This window comes from Pseudooctadecabacter sp. (assembly GCF_020627745.1).
GTDB lineage: Bacteria > Pseudomonadota > Alphaproteobacteria > Rhodobacterales > Rhodobacteraceae > Octadecabacter.
In genome coordinates this window covers 1-24,922 of record NZ_JAHDGE010000010.1, presented here as the reverse complement: position 1 = coordinate 24,922, position 24,922 = coordinate 1, and the positions used below count along the sequence as shown (strand labels likewise).

At 61.6% G+C, this 24,922-nt stretch carries 24 protein-coding genes; 9 read left to right on the top strand and 15 right to left on the bottom strand.

Going from position 1 to position 24,922, the window contains the following annotated elements:
* Position 1: 1 nt before the first annotated feature.
* The 4 genes from QZ653_RS06560 to QZ653_RS06545 form a co-directional block, all read right to left on the bottom strand.
* Complete coding sequence (locus tag QZ653_RS06560) at positions 2–700, bottom strand: hypothetical protein (protein ID WP_296418733.1); 699 nt, start codon at positions 698–700, stop codon at positions 2–4.
* Between the two features lie 167 nt (positions 701–867).
* Positions 868–1,512, bottom strand: coding sequence for a Hint domain-containing protein (locus QZ653_RS06555; protein WP_296418732.1), 645 nt, complete (start codon positions 1,510–1,512; stop codon positions 868–870).
* Between the two features lie 209 nt (positions 1,513–1,721).
* Positions 1,722–2,375, bottom strand: coding sequence for a sulfotransferase family 2 domain-containing protein (locus QZ653_RS06550; RefSeq protein WP_296418729.1), 654 nt, complete (start codon positions 2,373–2,375; stop codon positions 1,722–1,724).
* The gene (locus QZ653_RS06545) at positions 2,372–3,271 is read right to left on the bottom strand and encodes a DMT family transporter (RefSeq protein WP_296418726.1); all 900 of its coding nucleotides are present in this window, start codon (positions 3,269–3,271) and stop codon (positions 2,372–2,374) included. The genes QZ653_RS06550 and QZ653_RS06545 overlap by 4 nt, the downstream gene beginning before the upstream one ends.
* 214 nt (positions 3,272–3,485) lie before the next feature.
* Here QZ653_RS06545 and QZ653_RS06540 point away from each other — a divergent pair, with 214 nt between their 5' ends.
* Positions 3,486–5,105 (top strand): AMP-binding protein, encoded by a 1,620-nt coding sequence (locus QZ653_RS06540; RefSeq protein ID WP_296418725.1) that lies wholly within the window; start codon positions 3,486–3,488, stop codon positions 5,103–5,105.
* Between the two features lie 85 nt (positions 5,106–5,190).
* Entirely contained in the window at positions 5,191–6,219 is a 1,029-nt protein-coding gene (locus tag QZ653_RS06535) for a hypothetical protein (protein WP_296418722.1), read from the top strand.
* Between the two features lie 73 nt (positions 6,220–6,292).
* On the opposite strand, the gene QZ653_RS06530 is transcribed toward QZ653_RS06535, so the two are convergent.
* The 6 genes from QZ653_RS06530 to cdd form a co-directional block, all read right to left on the bottom strand.
* On the bottom strand, positions 6,293–8,077 hold the full coding sequence (locus QZ653_RS06530; protein ID WP_296418721.1) for an SPOR domain-containing protein: 1,785 nt from the start codon (positions 8,075–8,077) through the stop codon (positions 6,293–6,295).
* Positions 8,078–8,144: 67 nt separating this feature from the next.
* A complete protein-coding gene (gene upp, locus QZ653_RS06525) occupies positions 8,145–8,783 on the bottom strand; it encodes a uracil phosphoribosyltransferase (protein WP_296418719.1) in 639 nt (212 codons plus the stop codon).
* Complete coding sequence (locus QZ653_RS06520) at positions 8,780–9,760, bottom strand: adenosine deaminase (protein ID WP_296418718.1); 981 nt, start codon at positions 9,758–9,760, stop codon at positions 8,780–8,782. Before QZ653_RS06520 ends, upp begins: the two co-directional genes overlap by 4 nt.
* A complete protein-coding gene (locus tag QZ653_RS06515; protein ID WP_296418715.1) occupies positions 9,757–10,962 on the bottom strand; it encodes a phosphopentomutase in 1,206 nt (401 codons plus the stop codon). The genes QZ653_RS06520 and QZ653_RS06515 overlap by 4 nt, the downstream gene beginning before the upstream one ends.
* Positions 10,959–12,266, bottom strand: a complete 1,308-nt coding sequence (locus QZ653_RS06510; RefSeq protein ID WP_296418714.1) for a thymidine phosphorylase — start codon at positions 12,264–12,266, stop codon at positions 10,959–10,961. The genes QZ653_RS06515 and QZ653_RS06510 overlap by 4 nt, the downstream gene beginning before the upstream one ends.
* Positions 12,267–12,269: 3 nt before the next feature.
* A complete protein-coding gene (cdd, locus tag QZ653_RS06505; RefSeq protein ID WP_296418712.1) occupies positions 12,270–12,662 on the bottom strand; it encodes a cytidine deaminase in 393 nt (130 codons plus the stop codon).
* 103 nt (positions 12,663–12,765) lie between these two features.
* Here cdd and QZ653_RS06500 point away from each other — a divergent pair, with 103 nt between their 5' ends.
* Positions 12,766–12,960, top strand: coding sequence for a DUF3072 domain-containing protein (locus QZ653_RS06500; RefSeq protein ID WP_296418710.1), 195 nt, complete (start codon positions 12,766–12,768; stop codon positions 12,958–12,960).
* Here QZ653_RS06500 and QZ653_RS06495 read toward each other — a convergent pair.
* Entirely contained in the window at positions 12,957–14,036 is a 1,080-nt protein-coding gene (locus tag QZ653_RS06495) for a cupin domain-containing protein (RefSeq protein WP_296418708.1), read from the bottom strand. The two genes, QZ653_RS06500 and QZ653_RS06495, sit on opposite strands and share 4 nt — an antisense overlap.
* Positions 14,037–14,184: 148 nt before the next feature.
* Here QZ653_RS06495 and QZ653_RS06490 point away from each other — a divergent pair, with 148 nt between their 5' ends.
* Positions 14,185–16,467 (top strand): NADP-dependent malic enzyme, encoded by a 2,283-nt coding sequence (locus QZ653_RS06490; protein ID WP_296418706.1) that lies wholly within the window; start codon positions 14,185–14,187, stop codon positions 16,465–16,467.
* 181 nt (positions 16,468–16,648) lie between these two features.
* Positions 16,649–18,535, top strand: coding sequence for a propionyl-CoA synthetase (locus QZ653_RS06485; protein WP_296418705.1), 1,887 nt, complete (start codon positions 16,649–16,651; stop codon positions 18,533–18,535).
* A 133-nt stretch (positions 18,536–18,668) separates the two neighbouring features.
* On the opposite strand, the gene QZ653_RS06480 is transcribed toward QZ653_RS06485, so the two are convergent.
* A complete protein-coding gene (locus tag QZ653_RS06480; RefSeq protein WP_296418703.1) occupies positions 18,669–18,866 on the bottom strand; it encodes a CsbD family protein in 198 nt (65 codons plus the stop codon).
* A gap of 101 nt (positions 18,867–18,967) precedes the next feature.
* Entirely contained in the window at positions 18,968–19,729 is a 762-nt protein-coding gene (locus QZ653_RS06475) for an NAD kinase (RefSeq protein ID WP_296418701.1), read from the bottom strand.
* 181 nt (positions 19,730–19,910) lie between these two features.
* On the opposite strand from QZ653_RS06475, the gene glyA reads away from it, so the two are divergent.
* Both glyA and QZ653_RS06465 read left to right on the top strand, forming a co-directional pair.
* Positions 19,911–21,206, top strand: coding sequence for a serine hydroxymethyltransferase (glyA, locus tag QZ653_RS06470; RefSeq protein WP_296418700.1), 1,296 nt, complete (start codon positions 19,911–19,913; stop codon positions 21,204–21,206).
* A gap of 68 nt (positions 21,207–21,274) precedes the next feature.
* On the top strand, positions 21,275–22,165 hold the full coding sequence (locus QZ653_RS06465) for a DUF817 domain-containing protein (RefSeq protein WP_296418699.1): 891 nt from the start codon (positions 21,275–21,277) through the stop codon (positions 22,163–22,165).
* Here the strand turns inward: QZ653_RS06465 and QZ653_RS06460 are convergent.
* The gene (locus QZ653_RS06460; protein ID WP_296418697.1) at positions 22,088–22,450 is read right to left on the bottom strand and encodes a hypothetical protein; all 363 of its coding nucleotides are present in this window, start codon (positions 22,448–22,450) and stop codon (positions 22,088–22,090) included. The two genes, QZ653_RS06465 and QZ653_RS06460, sit on opposite strands and share 78 nt — an antisense overlap.
* Positions 22,451–22,514: 64 nt before the next feature.
* On the opposite strand from QZ653_RS06460, the gene QZ653_RS06455 reads away from it, so the two are divergent.
* Positions 22,515–23,243: an alpha/beta fold hydrolase gene (locus QZ653_RS06455; protein WP_296418696.1), complete on the top strand. Its 729-nt coding sequence runs from the start codon at positions 22,515–22,517 to the stop codon at positions 23,241–23,243.
* 660 nt (positions 23,244–23,903) lie between these two features.
* Positions 23,904–24,668, top strand: coding sequence for an HTH domain-containing protein (locus QZ653_RS06450; protein ID WP_296418797.1), 765 nt, complete (start codon positions 23,904–23,906; stop codon positions 24,666–24,668).
* 156 nt (positions 24,669–24,824) lie between these two features.
* Here QZ653_RS06450 and QZ653_RS06445 read toward each other — a convergent pair.
* A partial coding sequence (locus QZ653_RS06445; RefSeq protein WP_296418794.1) for a hypothetical protein occupies positions 24,825–24,922 on the bottom strand: 98 nt, incomplete at its 5' end.

Sequence of the window (24,922 nt, the reverse complement as noted above, 5' to 3'; positions counted from 1 at the left end):
GTCAACGGGTCAGATCGCCAGCATCAACGCCATTGGCCAGCAGGCCACCGTCGATGGCGCAGCCGATGATGGTTTCCAGAAAGGCAGGGGCCGCGTCCTCTCCCGTGCCCGACACCTCGACGTAATAATCGCCCAGCATGGTCGCGTTCTGCATCCGCATGACGGGGTAGCCGAAGGGGCCGTCGTCAAAGCTGATGTCGCGCATGGTGTCATCGGCAATGCGCATATCCCACATGGGCGCCCATTGGGAATTGGCTGTCACCCGCACCACAACGCTGAGCGTTTCGCGGACAAAATTGGGGTCATCCACAGCCAGATCAGGCGGGCGGACGTAGAACAGCTCCCCCCCGTTTTCGTCAATCGGATTGGTCCGCTGGCCCCAGTCACTGGCGATGCCCCAGCCGTCGGGCGGGCTGGGAAACAGATCAAGCGGACCGGTGCAGACGTCAACGGGCCAACTGATATCCTGATAAAGCGGCTGATTTGGCACGTAAGACGCCAGATCAACCTCCCCCGACATGATAAGGTTCTGCGCCTCTGCATCGGCAACCGCATCGCGCGCGATGATTTCGTCCATCGCCGCGCGGGCGTCGGACACCTCATAGGGGTCTGAAAACACGGGCTGGGTGTCGGGTGTTTGCGCGATGGCGGGGGTGGCCAGAACGGCCATGACGGTCAGGATGGGACTATGTCTGGACATTGCGGGCTCCGCTGGATTGGCATTTGGGGTGAAATGATCCCCACCTTCACAACCCAAGCCGGAAAGAACAAGGCCCCGCCTTTGTCACCAAAGGCAAGGCCATGTCCTTCGTCCCGTTCTGGGGGAAGGGACAAAGTCATTGGACGGACCGAAGTTTTGAGTGGCGTTCAGGCCGCGACAGTCTGCTGCATAGGGGCATGGTGCGGCGCGGGCAGTTCCTCGGCGGCAAGATAATCAACAAGATCATCGGCCAGTTCGAGTGGCAGAACAGTATAGTCGTCCAATGGTGTCGTCAGTGTCAGGTCGGCTGCGGCGCGGCACAGGAACAGCGCGCCGATATTGGCGAAGACAATTTCATCGCGGGCGAAATGCAACTGGATCACCTCGATCCAGGCATCGGGGCGGGTCGGGGTGATGCCGCGCAAACCGTCCAGTGCGGTGGCAGGGATCAGGGCGAAGGGATCGCCTGTCATCTCTTCGGCCAGATCGCTTTCGATCATGACGGGCTGATGGGGCAGGATCGTCATGGCCTCGCGGTTGCCAAGGGCACCGGCGGGGACGGCCATGGGCCAGCTTGCAATATCAACCGTGTCGGCCATCAGAACGTGCCGCGTGACCGACACCACTGTTTGCAACCCACCGTCAAAAGTCAGGACCTGCATACCGGCGTTGATCGTCTCGATCCGCGCCCATCCCGACGCTGTGGCAACCTTGGTGCCTGCCACCATGCCCGATGTACGCGCATCCAGTTTCGGCAGCGGTGCATCGGATCCAGTGGCTAAGTTCCAGGCGGCGGTTTTCCAGGCAAACATATCATCATCCCCAAATTTCTTGTTTTCAGTCCGGCGTCCCTGGCAGGGGATCATCCGTAGCAACAAAACCATCTGGTGTGATTCCCAAGACCGACCTTGGCCAACAAAGAGGCATCTTTGGGGCATTGGACATGGTTAACGCGAAATGTCGTGGTGAAGGGGCGATTAACCACAAATCGCGAAACAATCGGAGACGTCAGGGCGGGGAATTACGCCGGATCGAACGCATAGCCGTGGGCTGCAATGTCTGGCGCGCAGATATTTGCCAGCACATCGGCATCCACATCGGAATAGTAAGGCCGCCAATCGCGCGTGCGGTCGCTGGTATTGGCATGGGGCAGCTGCGGCGTGAACCCGAGGTGGGCCGCAAGGGGGGCCGCGTCCTCGTCAAAATGTTCGAGCCGGATATAGAGGTCCGCGTGCACCTGCCCTGCCCCGTCGGTCATATAGTAAGAGTACGGCGCGGCCTGAAACGTGCGGCGGGTCAGGTCGGCGTTCAGGAAGCTGCTGAAGTCGGAGGTTTGCGCCAGCGTCACAGCGGGGTGGTCAAAGCTTTGGGTTTGCAGCCAGTGGTAATAGCTGACCATCCGGTCCCACGGATTGCGCACGAGGGTGAAGGTGAACAGACCCGCCATATCGGCGCGGCTGATCAGCCCTTCGGCCTCGGCCAGTGTGCTGTGCTTCCACAGCCGCCCCGCCGTTTTCACACCCTTCAGCCGTCCGCGCCGTTTGACAGCCTTGGGGGTGTCACCCACCATGATGTCATCCGCCTTGGCCCGATCCTCAAGCGCCAGCGCCATAGAGGTGCCGCCGGTTTTGGGGATGTGCACAAAGATATAGCCGCGCCCGTGTGAGACGATCATGACGACCTCAGCGCGATGATGATGCCCGACAGGATGATCAGGGCGATCCCGATGAGGGCGATAACGCCCAAGGTCTGCCCCCACATCAGCCACGCAAAGAGGCTGGCGAAGACGATCATGGAATATTCGTTGATGGACACGTAAGACGCCTCACCCAACTGATAACCCCGCGTCAGCAGCAAGACACCGGCGATGGACCCGACCGCTTGGGCTGCGATCACAGCCCATGTGGCCCCGTCCGGCGTTACATAGCCCCGATGCACCCATCCCGCGGCCCCGGCGGGCGCGTCCACGGGAAAGACCGTGAGCAGGCCCAAGCCAATGGCCCCGAAGGCCCCCAGAATGGCGATGTAGCTGAAGGTCATCACCATCGTGCCCTCGCCCTCGCACCACACACGGGTCCCGATGGCCGAGATCGCGTAGAACAGCCCCGCAAGGATCGGCGTCAACGACAGCCATGTAAGGCCGCCGTCCTCGGGCCAGACGACCATCAGCGCGCCCGCAAAGCCAAGAACCACCGCCACAGCGCGGAAGATGCCGATGGTCTGGCCGCGAAACAGCACCGACAGGATTTGCACAAAGATCGGCGCTGTCAGAAAGCCTGCGGCGACCACACCGATGGGCAGGAAGGCCAGACAGCCAAAGTAGATAAGCAGCGCAAAGGCGTTGAAAAAATTGCGCAAGATGACGTAGCGCGGACGATGCGCCTTAAGGCTGACCAGACCCAAAAACGCCATCGCAAAGATCAGCCCGATGGCCACGATGGCACGCAGCGTCTGAAAGACCCAGAGCGACGAGATTTCGGTGACGATCACCACCAGATTGTCGGTCGCGGCCAGAATGAACATGCCGGACAGGGTGCAAAGGGTGGACAGGACGGGACGGGTCGTTTGCATGCCGTCACGGTGGCGTCTTGCACCACGCGGCGCAAGTCCAGATGCGACCTGTCCGAGCTGCGTTTGACGGGTGCATCCGTGGCAATGCTGGATTTGCATATTTAAGAACCAAAGAAGCTGGAAGACAAGCACGCCCTTTTGAGGTTTGACATTTACGCGCGGGCGGGGAACCTATTGTCTGACATTTGACAGCATCGCTTCGGGAGGGCGGCACATGGGCTGGATGAAAGACGAAACCGGGCTGGACAAAACGCCCGCCAATTACGTGCCCCTGACCCCGCTGAGCCATCTGGCGCGGGCGGCCAAAGTGTTCACCGACCGTGAGGCGCTGGTCTATGGCGATATGCGCCTGACCTATGCGCAGTATCATGCCCGGGTCAGCCAGCTGGCCTCGGCCTTGCAGATGGCGGGGGTGGCGCCCGGTGATGTGGTGGCGACGCTGTTGCCCAATGTGCCCGCACAGGCGGAGGCGCATTTCGGGGTGCCCGCCTGTGGGGCGGTTCTGAATACCATCAACATCCGGCTGGATGTGGACACCATCGCCTATATTTTCGACCACGGCGGGGCGAAGGTCGTGCTGTGTGACAGCCAGTTCCTGCCCGTCTGCATGGCCGCGATTGATCTGATGGAGGGCGCGGCCCCGCTGGTCGTCGAAGTGCCCGACGCCCAAGCCGGTGTGCCCGAAATTGGCGAACAGATTGACTACGAGACCTTTCTGGCCGCAGGCGATCCCGCCTTTGACTGGATTATGCCCGAGGATGAATGGGAGAGCCTTGCGCTGAACTACACCTCCGGCACGACCGGCAGGCCCAAGGGGGTCGTGTACCATCACCGTGGCGCGTATCTGATGACCATGGGCACGCCGGTGACATGGCGGATGACGCTTTATCCGGTGTTTCTGACCATCGTGCCGCTGTTTCATTGCAACGGCTGGAACCACACGTGGATGATGCCGATGATGGGCGGAACGGTCGTCTGTTGCCGCGATATTTCGGCCAAGGCCATTTATGACGCCATCGCCGACGAAGGGGTCACGCATTTCGGCGGCGCGCCCATTGTGTTGAACCTGTTGGTCAACGCCAAGGACGACGAGCGCCGTGATTTTGACCATACGGTTGAGGTCTTTACCGCAGGCGCGCCCCCTGCCCCCGCCACTTTGGCTGCCATCGGCAAGCTGGGGTTTCATGTCCAACAGGTCTACGGCCTGACGGAGACCTACGGCCATGTCACCGAATGTCTGTGGAACGCGGAATGGGACGCCCTGCCGCAAGACGAACAGGCCGCCATCAAGGCGCGTCAGGGCGTGGCCTTTCCACAGATGGAGGACATCACCGTCATGTCCGACGCCATGGAACAGGTGCCGATGGACGGGGCCACCCAAGGGGAAATCGTCATTCGCGGCAATTCGGTCATGAAGGGCTATCTGAAAAACCCCGAGGCCACGGCGAAGGCTTTTGCGGGTGGCTATTTCCATTCCGAAGACTTGGCGGTGCAACACCCCGACGGGTCCATGCAGATCGCGGACCGGGCCAAGGACATCATCATTTCAGGCGGCGAGAATATCTCGTCCGTGGAGGTGGAAAGCGCGTTGATGGGGCATCCGGATGTGATGCTCTGCGCGGTGGTGGCCATGCCGGACGACAAATGGGGTGAGGTCCCTTGCGCTTTTGTCGAATTGAAAGAGGGCCGCACGGGCGATGAGGCCGCGTTGATCGCCTTTACGCGTGACAGGCTGGCGGGGTTCAAATGCCCCAAGAAGGTGGTCTTCGGGGAATTGCCCAAGACATCGACCGGCAAGATCCAGAAGTTCGAATTGCGCAAAACGCTGGCCTGATCACACAAATTGGCGTTTGCGACGGCTGTCAATTTCGGGTGGTCCCCTTATAGTATGGCAAAACCGGAGGCAGAGCAGGCCCCAGATGGCAACAAAACAGACGGCACTGACTGAATTTTCCCGACTTGAAAGCGGCGGGTTGTGGCGTGCAGCGGCGGATGCGCAACTGCGCGAGGTTCTGGTGTCGTTCGGGGCGGCGACCTTGGTCATTTCGGACACCGCAGGGCGGCCCCTGACCCATTGGTCCCTGCCCGCAGTGTCGCGGGTCAATCCCGGTGTGCGGCCCGCACTGTTTTCCCCCGATCAGGGGGCGACCGAAACGCTCGAGATCGAAGACGATCTGATGATCGACGCGATGGAGAAAGTGCGCCTCACGGTGCGTCGCCGTCAGGCGCGGCCGGGACGGTTGCGGTCGCTTGGGACACTGGCCGCACTGGCGGCGGTTGTGGGTCTGGGGCTGTTCTGGTTGCCCGATGCGTTGGTCCGCCAGACCATGTCGGTGGTCCCGCAGGTCAAACGTGCAGAAATCGGGGCGACCTTGCTGGGTCACATTCAGCGGCTGACCGGACAGACCTGTCGCAGCACGCTGGGCGCTGACGCTTTGGCGAAACTGCACCGCCGCACTCTGGGGGCAAACGCGGGGGGACAGGTGTTCGTGGTCCCCTCGGGATCGGACATCAGCCTGTATCTGCCGGGGGGGCTGATCGTGTTGAACCGCGATCTGATCGAAGACACAGAGGACCCCGCGGTGGTGGCAGGGCACATTATCGCTGCCGCAGGCCAGTTGCGGGCCGAAGACCCCCTGGCGCGGCTGTTGCAGGCCACCGGGCTGGGCACCACGTTTACCCTGCTGACCACCGGCGACATCGCGCCCGAAACCTTGCGCGGCTACGCCGAAACCTTGCTGGCCGATCCTCCGCCACGGGTGTCTGACGCGATATTGCTGGATTTGTTCGAGGCGGCGTCGCTGCCATCGACCCCCTTTGCCTATTCCGTGGACATCACCGGTGAAACCACCTTGGGCCTGATCGAGGCGGACCCCATGCAGGGCGCGCAGGTGCCACCCGTGCTGACCGATGCGGAATGGATCAGCCTTCAGGGCATCTGCAGCTAGGACTTTTTCTGGATGAAGAAACGAAGAAGGGCCCCGCAGTTTGCGAGGCCCTTTGTTTTTTGTCGCGACAAGATCAGCGGCGGGTGAACGCCCCGCCATAGCCCGCGCCACGGGCGGTGCCCAAGGCCGATTGCAACTGCTGTTCGCTGCCGAACGGACCGGCCAGCACCATGCGCAACTGGCGGCCGTTGTTTTCAAACACGCCAATCCGCATGGGCAGGCCACGGGACCGCAGGGCGCGTGCGGCGGCCTGTGCCTGATCGCGGCTGGCGAAGGTGGCAACCTGTACGTAACGGTGGCCCGAGATCGCCTCGCGTCGTGGGGCGGGGGCCACGGCGCGCGTGGTCGTCTGCGGTGCGGCCTGCACCTGCGTCTGCGCACGCGGCTGGGTGGCGTAGCGCACGGTGCCCGCAGGGACGACACGGGTCGTGGGCAATCCGCGCTGGGTGTTCAACCGCCCGTCATCCCAGACACGGGCATACCCGTGGGGCACCGTGATGTTGGAGGCCGCGACGCCGCGCGTGGGGTTGGAATAGGGCGCAGGCTCCAGCCCGAAGAGGGCGGCAATCTGGTTCTGGCCGCGCGCTTGCGCCGAAGATCGGGTCGTCGAGGCTGCTTGTGCGCGGCCCACGGTTTGCACCGCACGGCCACCCGAAGGCGACAGCGCCTGCGGGCCGCAGCGCACGGGCAGGCCTTCGACCGTCCCGACGGAGCCATAGGCACAGCTGGCGCCCACTTGCGTGTTTACGCCGGGCACAAAGGTGGCACCGGGAGGCGCGTCAAGCGGGTTGGAATAGGGCCGCGTGGTCGTCGCCGTCCGTGTCGCCACAGGGGGCACAAAGACGCTGCCGGGTGCCGCATCTAGCGGGTTGGAATAGGGCCGCTGCGGCGCGTTCAGATCGGCGCGCAGCTGTCCAAGAGACAAACCGCCACCGGAACTCGGGGCCGCACTTGCGATGGTGCGTCCGTTCAGACGTTCGCCGCAATCAAGGGGTTGGCCTGTGGTGGCGCTGACGAATTGCAGGCCGCGCGTTTCCACGGCGGCGCAGGCCTCGGCCAGCGAAAAGCGGCGCTGTGCGGGGGCCACGGGTGTGGGGGCCGGTGTCGGGGCAATGACAGGGGCCGCAACGGTCGCGGTCTGCACAGGGGCTGCACCGCCGCAATCAATGGGCTGGCCGGTTCTGCGGCTGACCAGATTGGGCTGGATACCCGTGCGGCCTGCGCAGGCTTCGGCGCGGGTGATGGTGCGCGGCTGTTGGGCTGCGGGTTCCGGCGTGATGACGCGGGGCGATGGGCTGGCGGTCACTACGGGGGCCGGTGCCGCTGTGGGTGCGGCATTGGCGGGGCGGCCGGTCAGCGGGTTGATCGCACCGGCGGTTGACGTGGGCAGGCCCACGCGCGCGGTCGCTGGGGGCGGGGCGACACGGGTGGGCGCCGGTGTCGGGGCGGCGACGGGGGCCGGTGCCGCTGTCACGACCGGTGCGGGGGCAGCGGGGGCCGGGGCTGGCGTGACCTCATCGCGCGGCGCAAGGCCCGCGACGGGGGTGTCCAGCGGGTTGGGCACGTTTGCAGTGGGGGCTGTGCGGGTCGTTCCTGCGACTTGTGTGGGCTGGAACCCGCACAGCTGTTCGCGCGACCGCGACACACGCGGCACCCAGTTGACGGTCCCGCCGATGCCTGCGCGCACAAAGACACACCCACGGCTGTCCACGTATTGATTGCCGGTGAAAGACGACGGCGGGAATTCCGCCGGTCCCGCCGCATCGCGCAGCGCCTGCGCCGACGCCTGAGAACCCAAAACAAGCGCCACGGCCGTGACGGTCGACAACACGACAGATCGTTTGTTGAAAAACTGCATATTTGCCCCCACAAGATATTGTGGAAGCATGCAGAACAATGCCTAGGAAGTAAAGGAATTGTTGCCCTTATTTGGTGCCGAACATGCGATCACCCGCATCCCCTAGCCCCGGCACAATATATCCATTGTCATTCAAGTGACTATCCACTGCGGCGGTCACGATGGGCACGTCCGGGTGGGCCTCTTTCATGGCAGCGATCCCTTCGGGGGAGGCCAGAAGACACAGGAATCGGATGTCTTTTGCGCCCGCTTTCTTGAGCAGATCAATCGCCGCGATCGACGAATTGCCCGTGGCCAACATCGGGTCCACGGCGATGACCATGCGGTCCTCAAGATGATCGGGGACTTTGAAATAATACTGAACCGGCTGCAGGGTTTCTTCGTCGCGGTAGAGGCCCACAAACCCCACACGGGCCGAGGGGATCAGTTCCAACATGCCGTCCAGCAACCCATTGCCCGCCCGCAGGATGGAAATCAGGGCCAGTTTGCGGCCCTCCAACGTGGGCGCTTCCATCGCTTCCATGGGGGTTTCGATGGATTTCGTCGTCATCGGCAATTCGCGCGTGACCTCATAGGCCAAAAGCTGGCTGATTTCGCGCAGAAGCTGGCGAAAGACCGCCGTGGGCGTCTCCTGGTCGCGCATCAGCGTCAGTTTGTGTTGCACCAGCGGGTGCGTGACATGGGTCAGGTGCGGCAAGGTCGTCATTGGGTGTCCAGTCGTTTGGCAATTTTGGTGCGGGTGGCGGCGTCGCAGAACGCGGCGTCGAGGGCGGTCTGATTGAGGGCTTTGAAATCCCCCTCATCCCAGCCGAAGGTCCGGGCCAGCATGTCGAATTCGCGGGTCATGGTGGTGCCGAAAAACGGCGGATCATCGGTTGAGACGGTCACTTTGACGCCCGCGTCGCGCAGTTTCGCGATGGGGTGCTGTGGCCAATCGCCCGAGGCTTTGAGGAACACGTTGGAGCCCGGGCAAACCTCAAGCACCACGCCGTGTTCGGCCAGTTGATCCACCAAGGCTGGGTCTTTGATGGCGTTGATGCCGTGGCCGATGCGGGCCACGCGCAGATCGCGCAGGGTGTCGGCCACCATGTCCGGCCCGCCCCATTCGCCTGCGTGACAGGTCAGCGGCATTCCGGCTTCGCGGGCCATGTCGAAGGCGTAGGCATAATCGCCCGGACGGCCCACCATTTCGCCCCCCGCCATGCCGAACCCGGTGATGAAATCGCCAAAGGTTTCGGCGGCGCAGCGTGCGGCGGGTTTGGCGGCGTCGGGGCCGAAGTGGCGGATGCAGGTGACGATGGCGCGCAGCGTGATCACCTCGTCCATCTCATCGGCGGCCTGCTTCATCGCCGCCACATAATCGCGCCACGCGGCCACATCGCCGCCGCCGCAAAAGTCGGGGCTGACGAAGGTTTCTTGGTACACAACGCCGTGGCTGGCGCTTTCTTCCAGCACCGCGCGGGTCAGACGGTAGAAATCCTGCGGTGTCTGAAGGGTGGTGCAGGCGGCCTCATACACCTTTAGGAAGTGGTCGAAATCACGGTAGGCATAGGTGCCGTCGGCATTGAAAATACCCGAAATGTCGATGGATTTTTCCTGTGCCAGCCCGCGGATAAAGGCAGGCGGGGCGCAGCCCTCAAGGTGGGTGTGCAATTCGACTTTGGGCATGGACTGATAGGTCATAGGAAGGATGTTCCGTTGTGTGAGGGGACGCCCAGATGTGCCGCGACGGAGGCTGCCACATCGACAAACGCCACATGGCCAAGGTCGCGCGCGCCTGCGCCGTGGATCAGGACCGGCACCCGTTCGCGGGTGTGATCGCCGCCCGTCCATGTCGGGTCGTTGCCATGGTCCGCCGTGACGATCAGCAGGTCATGGGGCCGCAGTTTGGGCAGAAGGCGGCCCAGTGCTGCGTCGAACCATTCCAGATGCCGCGCATAGCCTGAGACATCGCGGCGGTGTCCATAAAGGCTGTCGAATTCCACGAAATTGGCGAAGACCAACCCGCCGTCGGGGGCGGTGTCGATCAGGTCGGACAAGTGATTCATAAGCGTCGCATCCGCGCCTTTGCGGACCTCATCAATGCCGGACATGGAGAAAATATCACCAATCTTGCCAATGGCTTGCACCGATCGGCCCGCGCCCTGAACCCAGTCGCACAAGGTGGGGCTGGGTGGGGCGATGGCGTAGTCATGGCGGTTCAGGGTGCGTTCGAATGCGCCCTCCGCGCCCACGAAAGGCCGTGCGATGACGCGGCCGACTTTCATGTCATGCAGCATGGGGGCGAGGGCCTCGCAGAGCGTCAATAGACGGTCTAGGCCGAAGTGGTCCTCATGGGCGGCGATCTGCAACACGCTGTCCACGGAGGTGTAGCAGATGGGCCAGCCGGTTTTGACATGCTCGGCCCCGAAGGTGTCGATGACTTCCGTGCCCGAAGCGTGACCGTTGCACAGGATCCCATCGGTGCCCGCCAATTCGCAGATGCGCGCGGTGACGTCCGGCGGGAATGCGGGGGTGGTTTTGGGGAAGGTCGTCCAATCCCACGGGACGGGCACGCCGGCCAGTTCCCAGTGACCCGACGGGGTGTCCTTGCCCATGCTGACCTCGGTCGCGGCGGCATAGGCACCGGTGGGCGCAGGCCAGCCCAAATCCAGACCGGTGGCCAGTTTGATCGCCGCCCCTGCCCCCATGGCGTTGAGCGTGGGAATGGCCAACGGGCCGCTGCGCCCGTCCTCGGCCTGTCCTGCGGCACAGGCTTGCGCGATGTGGCCCAGCGTGTTCGCGCCTGTATCGGGCGTGGCGTCATTGAAGAACTTGTGCGCGTCGGGCGCGCCGCCGATGCCGACGCTGTCGATGACCAGAAGAAAGGCGCGTGCGTCGGTCATGGGTCGATCCGTTCGTGGATAAGGTCGGGCAGGTCGGGGGCTGTGTCTGTGATGGTGATCGCGTCGAGGACCGCGCGCGCCGTGGCCTCGGCGCTGTCTTCATCGGCGGCATGGATGGTCGCGATCAGGTCCCCACGGGAGACTTTGCGGCCCAGTTCGACCACGTCGGACAGGCCCACGGCGGGGTTGATGCGGTCGGTTTCGACCTGCCGCCCGCCGCCCATGCGCACCACGGCAAGGCCCAAGGCCTCCCCGTCAATGGCGGTGACATATCCGTCGCGCATGGCGGGCACGTCGCCCACCACGGGGGCCTTTGGCAGATGGGTGTGCCAGTCTTCGGCAATATCGGGCGGTCCGCCCATGGCGCGGACCATGGCCGCGAAACAGACCATAGCGTGGCCCGAGGAAATGGCGGCGGCCACGCGTTCTTCGGCTTCGCCTTCGGCGTGACCCGCCAGCGCCAGAAGACGCCCGGCCAGCGCCACGGTCACGTCATGCAAACGGGGGGCGGCGGCGCGGTTGCCGGACAGAAGTTCAAGACAGACCGCGACTTCGGTGGCATTGCCAAGGGACGGGGCCAGCGGCTGCGACATGTCGGTGATGAAGGCGGCGGTGGGCGTGCCTGCGCCATTGGCGGTGGAGACCAGCGCGCGCGCCAGCGTGGCCGCGTCTTCGGGCGTTTTCATAAACGCCCCGCTGCCGGTTTTCACATCCAGCACCAGCCCGTCCAGACCGGCGGCCAGTTTCTTGGACAGGATCGACGCGCAGATCAGATCAACGGACTCAATCGTCGCTGTGACGTCCCGAATGGCATATAACCGTCTGTCTGCAGGGGCGATGGATTTGGTGGCCCCGACGATGGCGCACCCGATATCACGGGTGATTTTCCGGAAACTGGCCGTGGTCTGGGTGGTGCTGAGGCCGGGGATGGATTCGAGTTTATCCAGCGTCCCGCCCGTGTGGCCCAGCCCCCGCCCCGACACCATGGGCACGAAGACATCGCAGGCCGCCAAGGCGGGTGCCAAAAGCAGCGACACCGGGTCCCCCACCCCGCCGGTCGAATGTTTGTCGAGGACGGGACCGTCGAGGTCCCACGACAAGACCTCCCCGCTGTCGCGCATTCCGGTGGTCAGCGCCACGCGACCTGCGTCCGACAGACCGTTCAGGCAGACGGCCATGGCAAAGGCCCCCGCCTGTGCGTCGGACACATCGCGTGTGGCCAGACCATTCGTAAACCATGCCAGTTCGTCAGAGGTGGGTGTCTGACCCCGCCGGACCTTGGCAATGATCGTGCGCGCATCCATGGATCAGGTGCGATCCATGTGGGAGGCATCGAACCGGCCGGGCAGCAACTCTGCCACGGTCATCTGCAAGGTCGCGCCATCGGTGGTGGCCATCGTCACGACCACATCCGCCTTCGCAAATTCCGCGATCTTCTGGCGGCAGCCACCGCAGGGCGGCACGGGGGCCGGCGCGTCCGCGATCACCGCGACTTCTGCAATCTCGCGCGCGCCGGTGGCGCACATGGCGGCGATGGCGCCAGCCTCGGCGCAGGTGCCTTCAGGGTAGGCCACGTTTTCCACGTTGATACCGGTAAAGACCGTGCCGTCAGCGGTGCGCAGGGCCGCGCCAACCTTGAAGTTGGAATAGGGGGCATAGGCGTTTTCGCGCACGGTGCGGGCAGCGTCGAGAAGGGACATGAGGGCAGCTCCTGTGTTGGTCAGATTTGTCGCAACCCGTGGCCCCAAGCGCAAGGGGGAACCGGACAGGCCGACCAAGGGTTAAGGATCAAAGGAGATCAACATGCCCAACACATTGCGCGTAGCAGAAGCCAATCTGAACCTTGATCCGCACTATGATGCAGACGCCCCGATGACCGAAGTGCAGGCCGCAAAGCTGCGACAGCTGTGCGACAAACTGGATGAGCCTTTTGACGGGGCGCTGACCCAGCAGCAGGCAGTCGAACGTATCCGGTTTCTGGAAGACCGCGCAGACTAGGTCAGCGTCTTGAAAGCACCCGGTAGGGAAACCTCAAGCAATTCAAGGTCTTCGGTCGGGTCGGCGTAGCGCGTTCGCAGGCCCGGCGGAATGACGAAGGCATCGCCGGGCTCCAACCGATGGGGGTCCTTACCCTCACCCTCCAGCGTCATCGCGCCCTCCATCACGAAGGTGAAATGGATGTCGGCGTCATGGCGCGTCCATTCTGGCGTGCCCTGCCCGCGACGGATGACCTGAACGCCTGCGACAGATTTTGTGGCGTCGTTTATCGTGGTATCGCGGGCGATGAAGCCTGTCAGACGGAACGGATGCCAGAGGGCGTCTTTACCAACATTATGGACAAACCTTTGTCCCTGCCATTCGCGGTCGGGGCGGTGGTGCGGGGTCGGCAGCGTCATGTCGTGGTCGATTTCGGTGACGTGTTCCGCCGGAACGCCGATTTCGATGACTTCGATGCCGTCCGAGGCCTCCAACACGCGGTGGCGGATTTCGGGGGGCTGGATGAAGCAATCGCCCGCGTGCAGTCGGATGGGGCCGCCTTGGTCTTCGTAGACCACATCGACCCAGCCGCGATAACAATAGATCAGCTGAAACCCGACCTTGTGGAAATGCACCATGTCGGGAACCGGCCCGCCATCGGGGATGCGGATGTGGGACGCGATGATGGACCCGCCAAGCCGTGTGGGAATCAGATCGCGGTAATGCATGCCCGCGCGGCCAATGACCCATGGCGCCTGATCGGCCAGACGGCGGACCACAAAGCTGTGGTCGGTGGGGGGCATGTGCAACGGTGGATCAAGGGGGGCGATATCAACCCGCGTTCCCCCCGGTGAGGTCAGCCGCGCATCGGTCCACGGGGCATCCGTGAGGATGCGGATGTGACCGGCGGACGCCTGGCTGGTCTGATCCAGCCGCACCCGCAGGCCGTGGCCGGAAAAGACCGCGACGCTGGGGTCATCAGCGGGGTAGATCGTATCCATCCGCATCTTCAACGTCTTCGTGAAAAACCCGATATCTGCCGTCAGATCGGTGGTGGGCAGGCAAACCTCGGCGCGAATATGGTTCGTTTCCGTCATTTGCGCAGGGTGTTGTGCGCTAACAGGAATTGCAAGGGGCCAATGCACCTGTGTATGACAGTCGGATTGACCCTAGGTCGCAAAAGTAATTTAACGTTAAACTACTTTTGCAGGCTTTGGATGCACCGAACAGAAAAGAGAGCCCGACATGGCCGATACGCCCAACGATACGCACAAGGAAACACTGCGGCAGGCGGCGTTGGAGTATCACCGCAATCCAAAACCCGGAAAGCTGGAAATTCGCGCCACGAAACCCTTGGCCAACGGGCGTGATCTGGCGCGCGCATATAGTCCTGGCGTGGCCGAGGCCTGCCTTGAAATCAAGGCCGATGCGACAAACGCACGCGAATACACCGCGCGCGGCAATCTGGTGGCGGTGGTGACAAATGGCACGGCCGTTCTGGGGCTGGGCAACATCGGTGCGCTGGCCTCCAAACCGGTGATGGAGGGCAAGGCCGTCCTGTTCAAAAAGTTCGCGGACATTGATTGCTTTGACATTGAACTAAATGAACCCGACCCCGAAAAACTGGCCGATATCGTCTGCGCGATGGAGCCGACTTTCGGTGCCATCAACCTGGAAGACATCAAAGCGCCCGATTGTTTTATCGTGGAAAAGCTGTGCCGCGAGAGAATGAACATCCCCGTGTTTCACGACGACCAGCACGGCACGGCGATTGTCGTGGGGGCGGCGGCGACCAATGCGTTGCGGGTGGCGGGAAAACGGTTTGAGGACATTAAAATCGTCAGCACGGGTGGGGGTGCGGCGGGCATTGCCTGCCTCAACATGCTGCTTAAGCTGGGTGTCAAACGCGAAAACGTCTGGCTGTGCGATATTGAGGGGCTGGTTTACGAGGGCCGTAAGACGGATATGAGCCCGCAAAAGGCGGAATATGCGCAGGGCACGGTGCCTGCGACGCTGGATGATGTGATCGACGGGGCCGATCTGTTTCTGGGCCTGTCCGGCCCCGGTGTTTTGACGCCCGATATGGTCGCCAAAATGGCCGACACGCCGATCATCTTTGCGCTGGCCAACCCCACGCCGGAAATCCTGCCCGATGACGCGCGGGCGGTCAAACCGGACGCGTTGATTGCCACAGGCCGCAGCGATTTTCCCAATCAAGTCAACAACGTGCTGTGTTTCCCATTCATCTTTCGCGGCGCGCTGGATGTAGGCGCCACAGAGATCAACGACGCCATGCAGATCGGCTGCGTTGAGGGGATCGCAGCACTGGCGCGGGCCACAACATCGGCCGAGGCCGCATCGGCCTATCAGGGCGAGCAGCTGATTTTCGGGGCGGAGTATTTGATCCCCAAACCCTTTGATCCGCGCCTCATGGGGGTGGTGGCCAGCGCGGTCGCCAAAGCCGCCATGGAAACAGGCGTGGCCACACGAGAGGTGGATATTCCGACCTATAAGGCAGCGCTGGATGCGTCCGTGTTCAAATCCGCCATGCTGATGCGGCCCGTGTTTCAGGCGGCGGCCACAGCGGCGCGGCGGATCGTCTTTGCCGAAGGCGAAGACGAACGGGTGCTGCGCGCCTCGCAGGCGATTTTGGAGGAAACAACAGAGACCCCCATCCTGATCGGGCGACCGGACGTGATCCGCGCACGGGCGCTGCGGGCGGGGTTGGAAATGGACCTCAGCAAGCTGGACATCGTAAATCCCGAAAACGACCCAAGATACCGGGATTATTGGGAAACCTATCATACCTTGATGGCGCGCAAGGGGGTCACGCCAGATCTGGCGCGGGCCATCATGCGCACCAACACCACGGCCATCGGCGCCGTCATGGTGCAACGCGGAGAGGCGGATAGCCTGATTTGCGGCACCTTCGGGCAGTTCCGCTGGCACCTCAATTACATCGAAAACGTGCTGGGTAAGAACCACAGCGTGCAAGGCGCGCTGTCGATGATGATTCTGGAAGACGGACCGCTGTTTATTGCCGACACCCATGTGCGGTCCGAACCCTCCCCCGAACAGATTGCGCAATCGGCCATCGGGGCCGCGCGGCATGTGAAACGGTTCGGCCTGAAACCCAACATCGCGTTCTGCGCGCAATCGCAGTTTGGCAATCTGGATTGCGACACGGGAACGCGGATAAGGGCGGCCATGGCCATTCTGGACGATCACAAGGTCGATTTTGACTATGAAGGCGAAATGAACATCGACGCGGCGCTTGACCCTGATTTGCGGGCACGGCTGATGCCCGACAACCGGATGGAAGGTGTCGCGAATGTGCTGATCTTTGGCCATGCGGATGCCGCATCGGGGGTGCGCAACATTCTGAAAATGCGTGCAGGCGGGCTTGAGGTGGGGCCGATCCTGATGGGCATGGGCAACCGCGCCCATATCGTCACACCTGCGATCACCGCACGCGGATTGCTGAACATGGCAGCGATTGCAGGAACGCCGGTGCAGCAATACGGCTAGGGCTTTGCAATTTTGCACCCGAGGTGCGCGGCCTTCGCACGGAGACGCGCGGACAGGGCGCTTTGCAAAACTTTGCACCCCACATCTGCGACAAAATGCAAAGTCCGCGCAATAGGCCCCCCATCGGGCTTGCCCCTGCGTCCGCATGCGTCCTATGCCTGTCCCAACGGAGGAGAATACCATGGCATACCGCGACGTTTATCAAAGCTGGCAGGATGATCCGGAGGCGTTCTGGCTGGACGCCGCGCAGGCGATTGACTGGGATGTGGCCCCGACCAAGGCGCTGTTTGACGACAAGGCACCGCTTTATGAATGGTTCCGCGATACACAGGTGAACACCTGCTACAACGCGATTGACCGGCACGTGGAACAAGGGCGCGGGGATCAGGTGGCGGTCATTTATGACAGCCCCATCACCGGCACCAAGGCCACATTCACCTATGCCGAATTGCAGACCCGTGTGGCGGCTTTGGCCGGTGGTCTGGCCGCGAAAGGTGTCGGCAAGGGCGACCGCGTCATCATCTACATGCCCATGGTGCCCGAAGCGCTGGAGGCGATGTTGGCCTGCGCACGGCTGGGGGCGATCCATTCGGTGGTCTTCGGCGGCTTTGCGGCCAATGAACTGGCAGTGCGGATCGACGATGCGACACCCAAGGCGATCATCGCCGCGTCCTGCGGGTTGGAACCGGGGCGGATCGTGGACTACAAACCGCTGCTGGACGGCGCGATTGAACTGGCCGACCACACGCCAGACTTCTGCGTGATCCTGCAACGTGACCAACACCCCTGTGACCTGGGCGCGCGCGATGTGGACTGGCACGGCTTTCAGGACGGCACAGCCCCCGCCGACTGTGTTCCGGTTGAGGGGACGCATCCGGCCTATATCCTCTACACATCCGGCACCACCGGCGCGCCCAAGGGCGTTGTGCGGCCCACGGCGGGGCATCTGGTGGCGCTGAACTGGACAATGAAGAACATCTACAATGTGGACCCCGGCGATGTGTTCTGGGCGGCCTCCGATGTGGGCTGGGTCGTGGGGCACAGCTATATTTGCTACGCGCCGCTGATCCACGGCAACACCACGATTGTCTTCGAAGGCAAGCCCATCGGCACCCCCGACGCAGGCACCTTTTGGCGGGTGATCGAAGAACACAACGTCAAATCCTTCTTCACCGCCCCCACGGCCTTCCGTGCGGTGAAACGCGAAGACCCGAACGGTGAGTTCGTGAAGAAATATGACCTCAGCTGTCTGGGGCAGATTTATCTGGCCGGTGAACGGGCCGATCCGGACACGATTGAGTGGATGCAGGACAAGCTGGACAAGCCGATTTACGACCATTGGTGGCAGACCGAAACGGGCTTTACCATTGCGGGCAATCCCGTGGGGATCGAGCCGCTGCCGGTGAAGCTGGGGTCGCCCACGGTGGCGATGCCGGGGTTTGATGTGCAAATCCTCAGCGACGAGGGCCACCCCCTGCCCGCCGGTGAACTGGGCGCTATTGCGGTGAAATTGCCGCTGCCGCCCGGCACCCTGCCCACGTTGTGGAATGCGCAGGACAGGTTCCTGAAATCCTACCTCACCACCTTTCCCGGCTATTATGAAACCGGCGATGCGGGCATGATCGACGAGGACGGATACCTTTATATCATGGCGCGCACCGACGACGTGATCAACGTGGCCGGACACCGGTTGTCCACAGGCGCGATGGAGGAGGTTCTGGCCGCCCATCCGGATGTGGCCGAATGTGCGGTCATCGGGGTGACGGATGCCTTGAAGGGCCAGCTGCCGGTGGGGTTTGTCTGCCTTAGCAAAGGGGTGGAGACCGCGCCCGAAGACGTGGTGCAGGGCTGCGTGAAACTGGTGCGCGACAAGATCGGCCCGGTGGCCGCCTTCAAACTGTGCTGTGTGGTGGACCGGTTGCCCAAGACACGATCCGGCAAAATCCTGCGTGGCACGATGGTCAAGATCGCGGATGGGGAGGCGTTCAAACTGCCTGCGACCATCGACGACCCGGCCATTCTGGACGAGATAAAGACAGCACTGCAAACCATCGGCTACGCCAAATAAAAAAACCGCAGGTGTGGGTCACCTGCGGTTTCCGATCGCCCCGACATTCAGGCCCGGACAGCGGGTCGAAAATCGGGATTGGGTAAAAGGGCGACCCCACCACAGAGCCGCCCCCCTACCATGTTCAGCCTCCTCAGAGGCTGGCAATGAAGTCATCGACTTCACGCTCTGCTTCGGCTTTGGTCTTGCCGTATTTCTGCTGGACCTTGCCAACGAGCTGTTCACGCTCGCCTTGGGCTTCGTCAAGTTCGTCATCCGTGAGTTCACCCCAACGCTCGCGGGCTGAACCTTTGATTTCGTTCCATTTTCCTTTGGCGATATCCCAGTTCATGGGTGTCTCCTTGGTTTGTGACACTTGCGGGGGTCCGCCCCGCGCGGCTTCACTCACACAACGGAACCCCGCGCAAATCGTTCCAAAGAAAATTTGGCCGGTCAGGCGAATTGTTCGCGGATCAGCCGTTCTTCCAGCCCGTGGCCGGGGTCAAAAAGAATGCGGTGTGCGATCTCCGGCGCGGACCAGACGTCGACGGTCGCGACGTTCTTGACGGACACCCCGTCGGCGTCCGCGTTGACCGGGCGCTTGGCGGCATTCGTGACCTCAAACGTGACGCGGGCGGATTTCGGCAACAGCGCCCCGCGCCACCTGCGGGGCCGGAACGCGGCCACCGCCGTCAGCGCCAGAACATCCGATCCGATAGGCACAATCGGGCCATGGGCCGAATAGTTGTAGGCGGTTGACCCGGCAGGCGTGGCCAGCAAAGCGCCATCGCAGACCAGTTCATCCATCCGCATCTTTCCATCCACATGAATGCGCAGCTTGGCCGCTTGCGGGCCCGCACGCAGCAAGGACACCTCGTTGATGGCCAGCGCCTTATGCTGGGTGCCATCGACGCAGGTCGCAGCCATGTGCAGCGGGTTGATCACCTCTTCCTCGGCGCGGTCCAGCCTCTCGCGCAGCCCTTGGGCGGAAAAGTTGTTCATCAAAAACCCGACCGTGCCGCGGTTCATGCCATAAACCGGCGCGGGCAGATGTTGGGTGCCGTGCAGGGTTTCCAGCATGAACCCATCCCCGCCCAAGGCCACGATGATTTCCGCCTCCTCAACCGCGACGCCGCCGTATTGCCGCGTCAGCGCCGCCTGTGCCTGTCGGGCGATGGGCGCGTCACTGGCCACAAAGGCGAGGTGTTTTGCCATGGGTAAGGCCCTGTCCTTGAAGGGTTTCCCATCCGTTGTCGCCTGCCCCTTTCGGAAACGCAAGTCGCGGATCGGGCGCAAACCGCCGCCTGCGGCATAAACATCATGCGCGGAATTGGGGTTTTATGGCGCTGGCGGACCGCTTAAAAGGCCGCAACCCCAATGCCGAAAGGACGCTGCCATGAACGCCCCGACCAAAGACGACGGCTTTTTCACCGAAACGCTTGCCACCCGCGACCCCGAAGTAGCCGCCGCCATCGGCGCCGAACTGGGCCGCCAGCGCAAGGAGATTGAGCTGATCGCGTCAGAGAACATCGTCTCTGCCGCCGTGATGGAGGCCCAGGGCTCCGTCATGACGAACAAATATGCCGAAGGTTATCCCGGCCGCCGCTACTATGGTGGCTGTCAGCACGTGGACGTGGCCGAAAATCTGGCAATCGACCGCGCCAAGCAGCTGTTTGATTGCGGCTTTGCCAATGTGCAGCCGAATTCCGGCTCTCAGGCCAATCAGGGCGTGTTTCAGGCGCTGATCAAACCCGGTGACACCATTCTGGGCATGTCCTTGGACGCCGGTGGGCATCTGACCCACGGGGCCAAGCCGAACCAGTCCGGCAAGATTTACAATGCCATCCAATACGGTGTGCGCAAGCAGGACAGCCTGCTGGACTATGACCAAGTGCAGGAATTGGCGACCGAACATCAGCCCAAGCTGATCATCGCCGGTGGCTCCGCCATTCCGCGGATCATTGATTTTGCCCGCATGCGTGAGATCGCGGATTCTGTGGGCGCCTATCTGCTGGTCGATATGGCGCATTTCGCGGGTCTCGTGGCCGCAGGCCTCTACCCCTCCCCCTTCCCGCACGCCCATGTGGCCACAACGACGACGCACAAAACGTTGCGTGGGCCCCGTGGTGGCATGATCCTGACCAATGACGAGGCGCTGGCGAAAAAGTTCAACTCCGCCATTTTCCCCGGCATTCAGGGCGGCCCCCTGATGCATGTGATTGCCGGTAAAGCCGTAGCCTTTGGTGAGGCGCTGCGCCCTGAATTCAAGGCCTATCAGGAACAGGTCGTCAAGAACGCGCAAGCGCTGGCGGATCAGCTGATGAAGGGCGGTCTGGACATCGTCACAGGCGGCACCGACAGCCACGTGATGCTGGTCGATCTGCGGCCCAAGGGCGTGAAAGGCAACGACACGGAAGCAGCCCTCGAACGCGCGCACATCACCTGCAACAAGAACGGCATCCCGTTTGACCCTGAAAAGCCCATGGTGACATCCGGCGTGCGTCTGGGGTCCCCTGCGGGCACGACGCGCGGCTTTACCGAGGTGGAATTCCGCCAGATCGCCGATTGGATCGTTGAAGTTGTGGACGGTCTGGCCGCCAATGGCGCCGATGGCAACGGCGAGGTCGAGGCCAAGGTGCGTGCCGAGGTTGAGGCGCTTTGCGATACCTTCCCGATGTATCCAAACCTGTAAGACATCTGCACAAGTGATGCGCAAAGCCGTCGTGGACATCCACGGCGGCTTTCGTGCATTTGGGGGATATGAACAGCACACGATCCCTCGAACGCGGCTTTGGCACATGGGTGCGCCGCCGCCTGCCCCACGGGTTTGCAGAATTCGTGATGTTTGTCCTCAAACAGGGGTGGGCGTGCCTATTTGGCGGGCTGCTGTTGCTGGCCGTGATTTGCACAAAAGCGATCTGGGGCGATGATTGGGCGATCACCCGATATGACGCCCTGTTTGTCTTCGCCGTCTTAACACAGGCCGCTATGCTGTTGTTTCGGCTGGAAACCTTGAAAGAGGCGAAGGTCATACTGCTCTTTCACCTCACCGGCACCGCCATGGAATTTTTCAAGGTCAGCGCCGGATCATGGACCTACCCCGAAGAGGCGGTGTTCATGGTTCTGGGCGTGCCCCTTTTCAGCGGGTTCATGTACGCGTCCGTGGGCAGCTACATCGCGCGGGTGATCCGGATTTTCGACATGCGTTTCGTGCCTTATCCGCCGTTCTGGATGACGGTGGTTCTGGCCGTGGCGATCTACGTGAATTTCTTTGCGCACCACTTTGTCTGGGACAGCCGCGTGGTGTTGTTTGCGGCAACTGTGCTGCTCTACGCGCGCACGCGGATCTATTTCACCGTAGGCGGCACCTACTGGATGCCCCTGCCCGTCGCGGCGGTTCTGGCGTCATTCTTCCTTTGGATCGCAGAAAATATCGGCACCCTGACAGGCACGTGGGTCTACGCCGGATCGGCAGATTTTGACTGGGCGTCGATCAGCAAAATGGGCAGCTGGTATCTGCTTCTTTACGTCAGCTTCGTGACCGTCACTCTCGTCATTCGCGACCCGCTGGGGTCAGACAAAACCGCGCCAGACCAGATAGGTGATAAAGGCCGCGACCACGACGATCAGGTTAAAGCTGACCGCGCCTAAGACTTTGAGGATACGGGTCTTTCTCTGTTCCTTCGGGTCGATGGAGGTGAGGTATTCGGTCAGGTCGCGGTGCGCCTTGGCCACCCGCGCGTCGTCAATCCGGGCCTGCATTTTCGGGTGACGCGCCATCTCAGCGGCTTGTACCAGATACCGCGCTTCACGGCGGGCCCAAGGGGGCAACAGCCGCCCTGCCCTGCGCACGCCGTGGGACAGGCTGCGGGCCTTGAGACGCAGGCGCTCTTCGATCAGGGCGCGGATGTTTTCGGCGGCGGTTTCGGTGTCCATGGTCACGGGGTAGCGCGGTTGGGCGGGGGTTTCAATTCCGCCCGTGGGGGGCTAGTCAAACGGGATGCTCAATATCCTCACCCATGGCGACCCGTCGAACCCTACCTTGTTGATTGCACACGGTCTTTTCGGATCGGGGCGGAACTGGAACGTGATTGCAAAACGGCTGTCGGATGCGTTTTTCGTGATCTGCCCCGACATGCGCAACCACGGCGCAAGTCCTTGGTTTGACACGCAAAGTTACTTTGACATGGCCGATGATCTGGCCGCGCTGCTGGAGGGGCCGTCACTGGTGGTGGGCCATTCCATGGGCGGCAAGGCCGCCATGGTGCTGGCCCTGCAACACCCTGATTTGGTTGAGAAATTGATCGTCGCGGACATTGCGCCCGTGGGCTACAGCCACAGCCAAGTGCAGCACATCGCGGCCATGCGCGCGGTGGATTTGTCGGGTGTGGAACGGCGGGGCCAAGCAGGGGAAACGCTGGACCCTGAGGTGCGGGATTTCCTGCTGCAAAGCCTTGATGTGAAAGGAAAACGTTGGACGTTGAATCTGGACGTTCTGGAGGCCGAGATGCCGAAAATTATCGGCTTTCCTGACGTTCGGGGTGCCTATGACGGCCCCACGTTGTTCCTGTCGGGGGCAGACAGCGACTATGTCACCGCCGCGCACCGGCCTGAGATCAAACGGCTTTTCCCGGATGCGAAATTCGCCAAATTGCCGGGCGCAGGCCACTGGCTGCACGCGCAAAAACCGCGCGAGTTCGAGGCGACGGTGCGGGCGTTTTTCGGCTGAAATCCCCATACACAACGCGTACACATCCCGTACACAGGGCGTATGCACAGCGTGCCGACAGGCCCCGTGATCAGACGGGCGCGGAGGTCAGAAAAACCACCAGCGACGCGCCGCCCGCCAGGACGATGAAGATGTAGGGCGTGAGGACACGAACCCACGGGGCAAAACGTCCTTGGGGCGTTTTGGGGTACGAACGGTCGGAGACCTTATGATGCATGGATCAGCCCTCTGGTTGGTATGAGGGGTGGCCCCCGGTCCGTCGCGGCCGCGGCGGCAAAACGTCCAGTGGACGTTTTGAGGTGGCCACGGGCGGCGCCCCGGGATGCGGGTATCCCTCACTTGGTATTGAGGGTGATACGTGGTGGTGGGGAGGTTCCGTCGGGACTGCGAGAATTTATCGAAGGAACATTTGCCTAAACGCCGCGCCCGAACTGAGGGAGTTCAAGCCGTATAGGAATTGATCCAGTGGATCAATTCAAACGAGAACGGGCGGAGACCTAGGGGCGTTTCAATTTAGTGCACCCCAGTTCAACGCCGCGCCCGCCCCGTGGGGGCGGTTCGGGCGCTGGCAAATGCACGGGGTTTGGCTGGTCAAAATCCAACCTTAGTGACATGTTAATACTAAATTCTGCCATCCAGGAAGGAAACTACGTGGCTAATATGACTTGGGACAAAGCAATTCAGAAGGTTCTCGGCGATGCTGGCGAGGCAATGCATTATTCTGACATCGCGAATGAAGTGGAAGAACGCAGCTTAAGGTCAAAATTAGGAGCTACACCCGCCAACAGCGTGAACATGATTATCAACAAATCAATTAACGATAAGGGAGACAAGTCGAGCTACATTCGCCTTGGGAAAGGTATGTATGCACTCAGAAAGCAATTGGAGAAAATCAATCCAAAGGCTAAACAAGATATCCCCGTCGAAATAGATGAAAAGCTCGGCGGCGTTATACAATGCCTTGGTATGTATTGGAGATCAGATAATGTCGACTGGAAATCCAATCCTCATTTGAGGGGGCAAGAGACGCCAAAATCCGACGCGATTGATTTTACGAGCCAAACAGGTATCTATTTGCTCCACGATCGAGATAAAGTGATCTACGTCGGGAAAGTTGACGAGCCTCGAATGGGTCAGAGGTTGTTTGAGCATACCAAGGACCGTCTAAATGCTCGATGGGATCGCTTCTCTTGGTTTGGTCTCAGACCCATTTCCGAGGATGGATCTTTAGAAGAAGCTCCAAAAAATATCGATATGACCGCCGTCATTTCGGCGCTAGAAGCCATATTAATCGAGGCGTTGGAAGCGCCTCAGAATAGGAGACGAGGTGACCAACTGAACGCAATTGAATACATTCAGGTCCCTAAACCAGCCGTTTCAGAAGAAAAAGCTAAAGCTATTGAACTCATTCTCAAAGGTGCCTGACCGTTAGCTGCAGGAACAGAAGTTCAAAGAAATTTCTAGTCCTATTTTTCTGCCACATATCGATTAGTAAAAATCTAATCGTATCTTCGGATGCATTTATATCTATCCATATACTCCGCAAAAATCGCCTTTCCGTATGCGCTTCGAAATCGTCCATCACCCATCCATCTTCAGCGCCGAAATAAACGCCTCCTGAGGTATATCCACCTTCCCGAACTGGCGCATCTTTTTCTTGCCCGCTTTCTGCTTGTCCA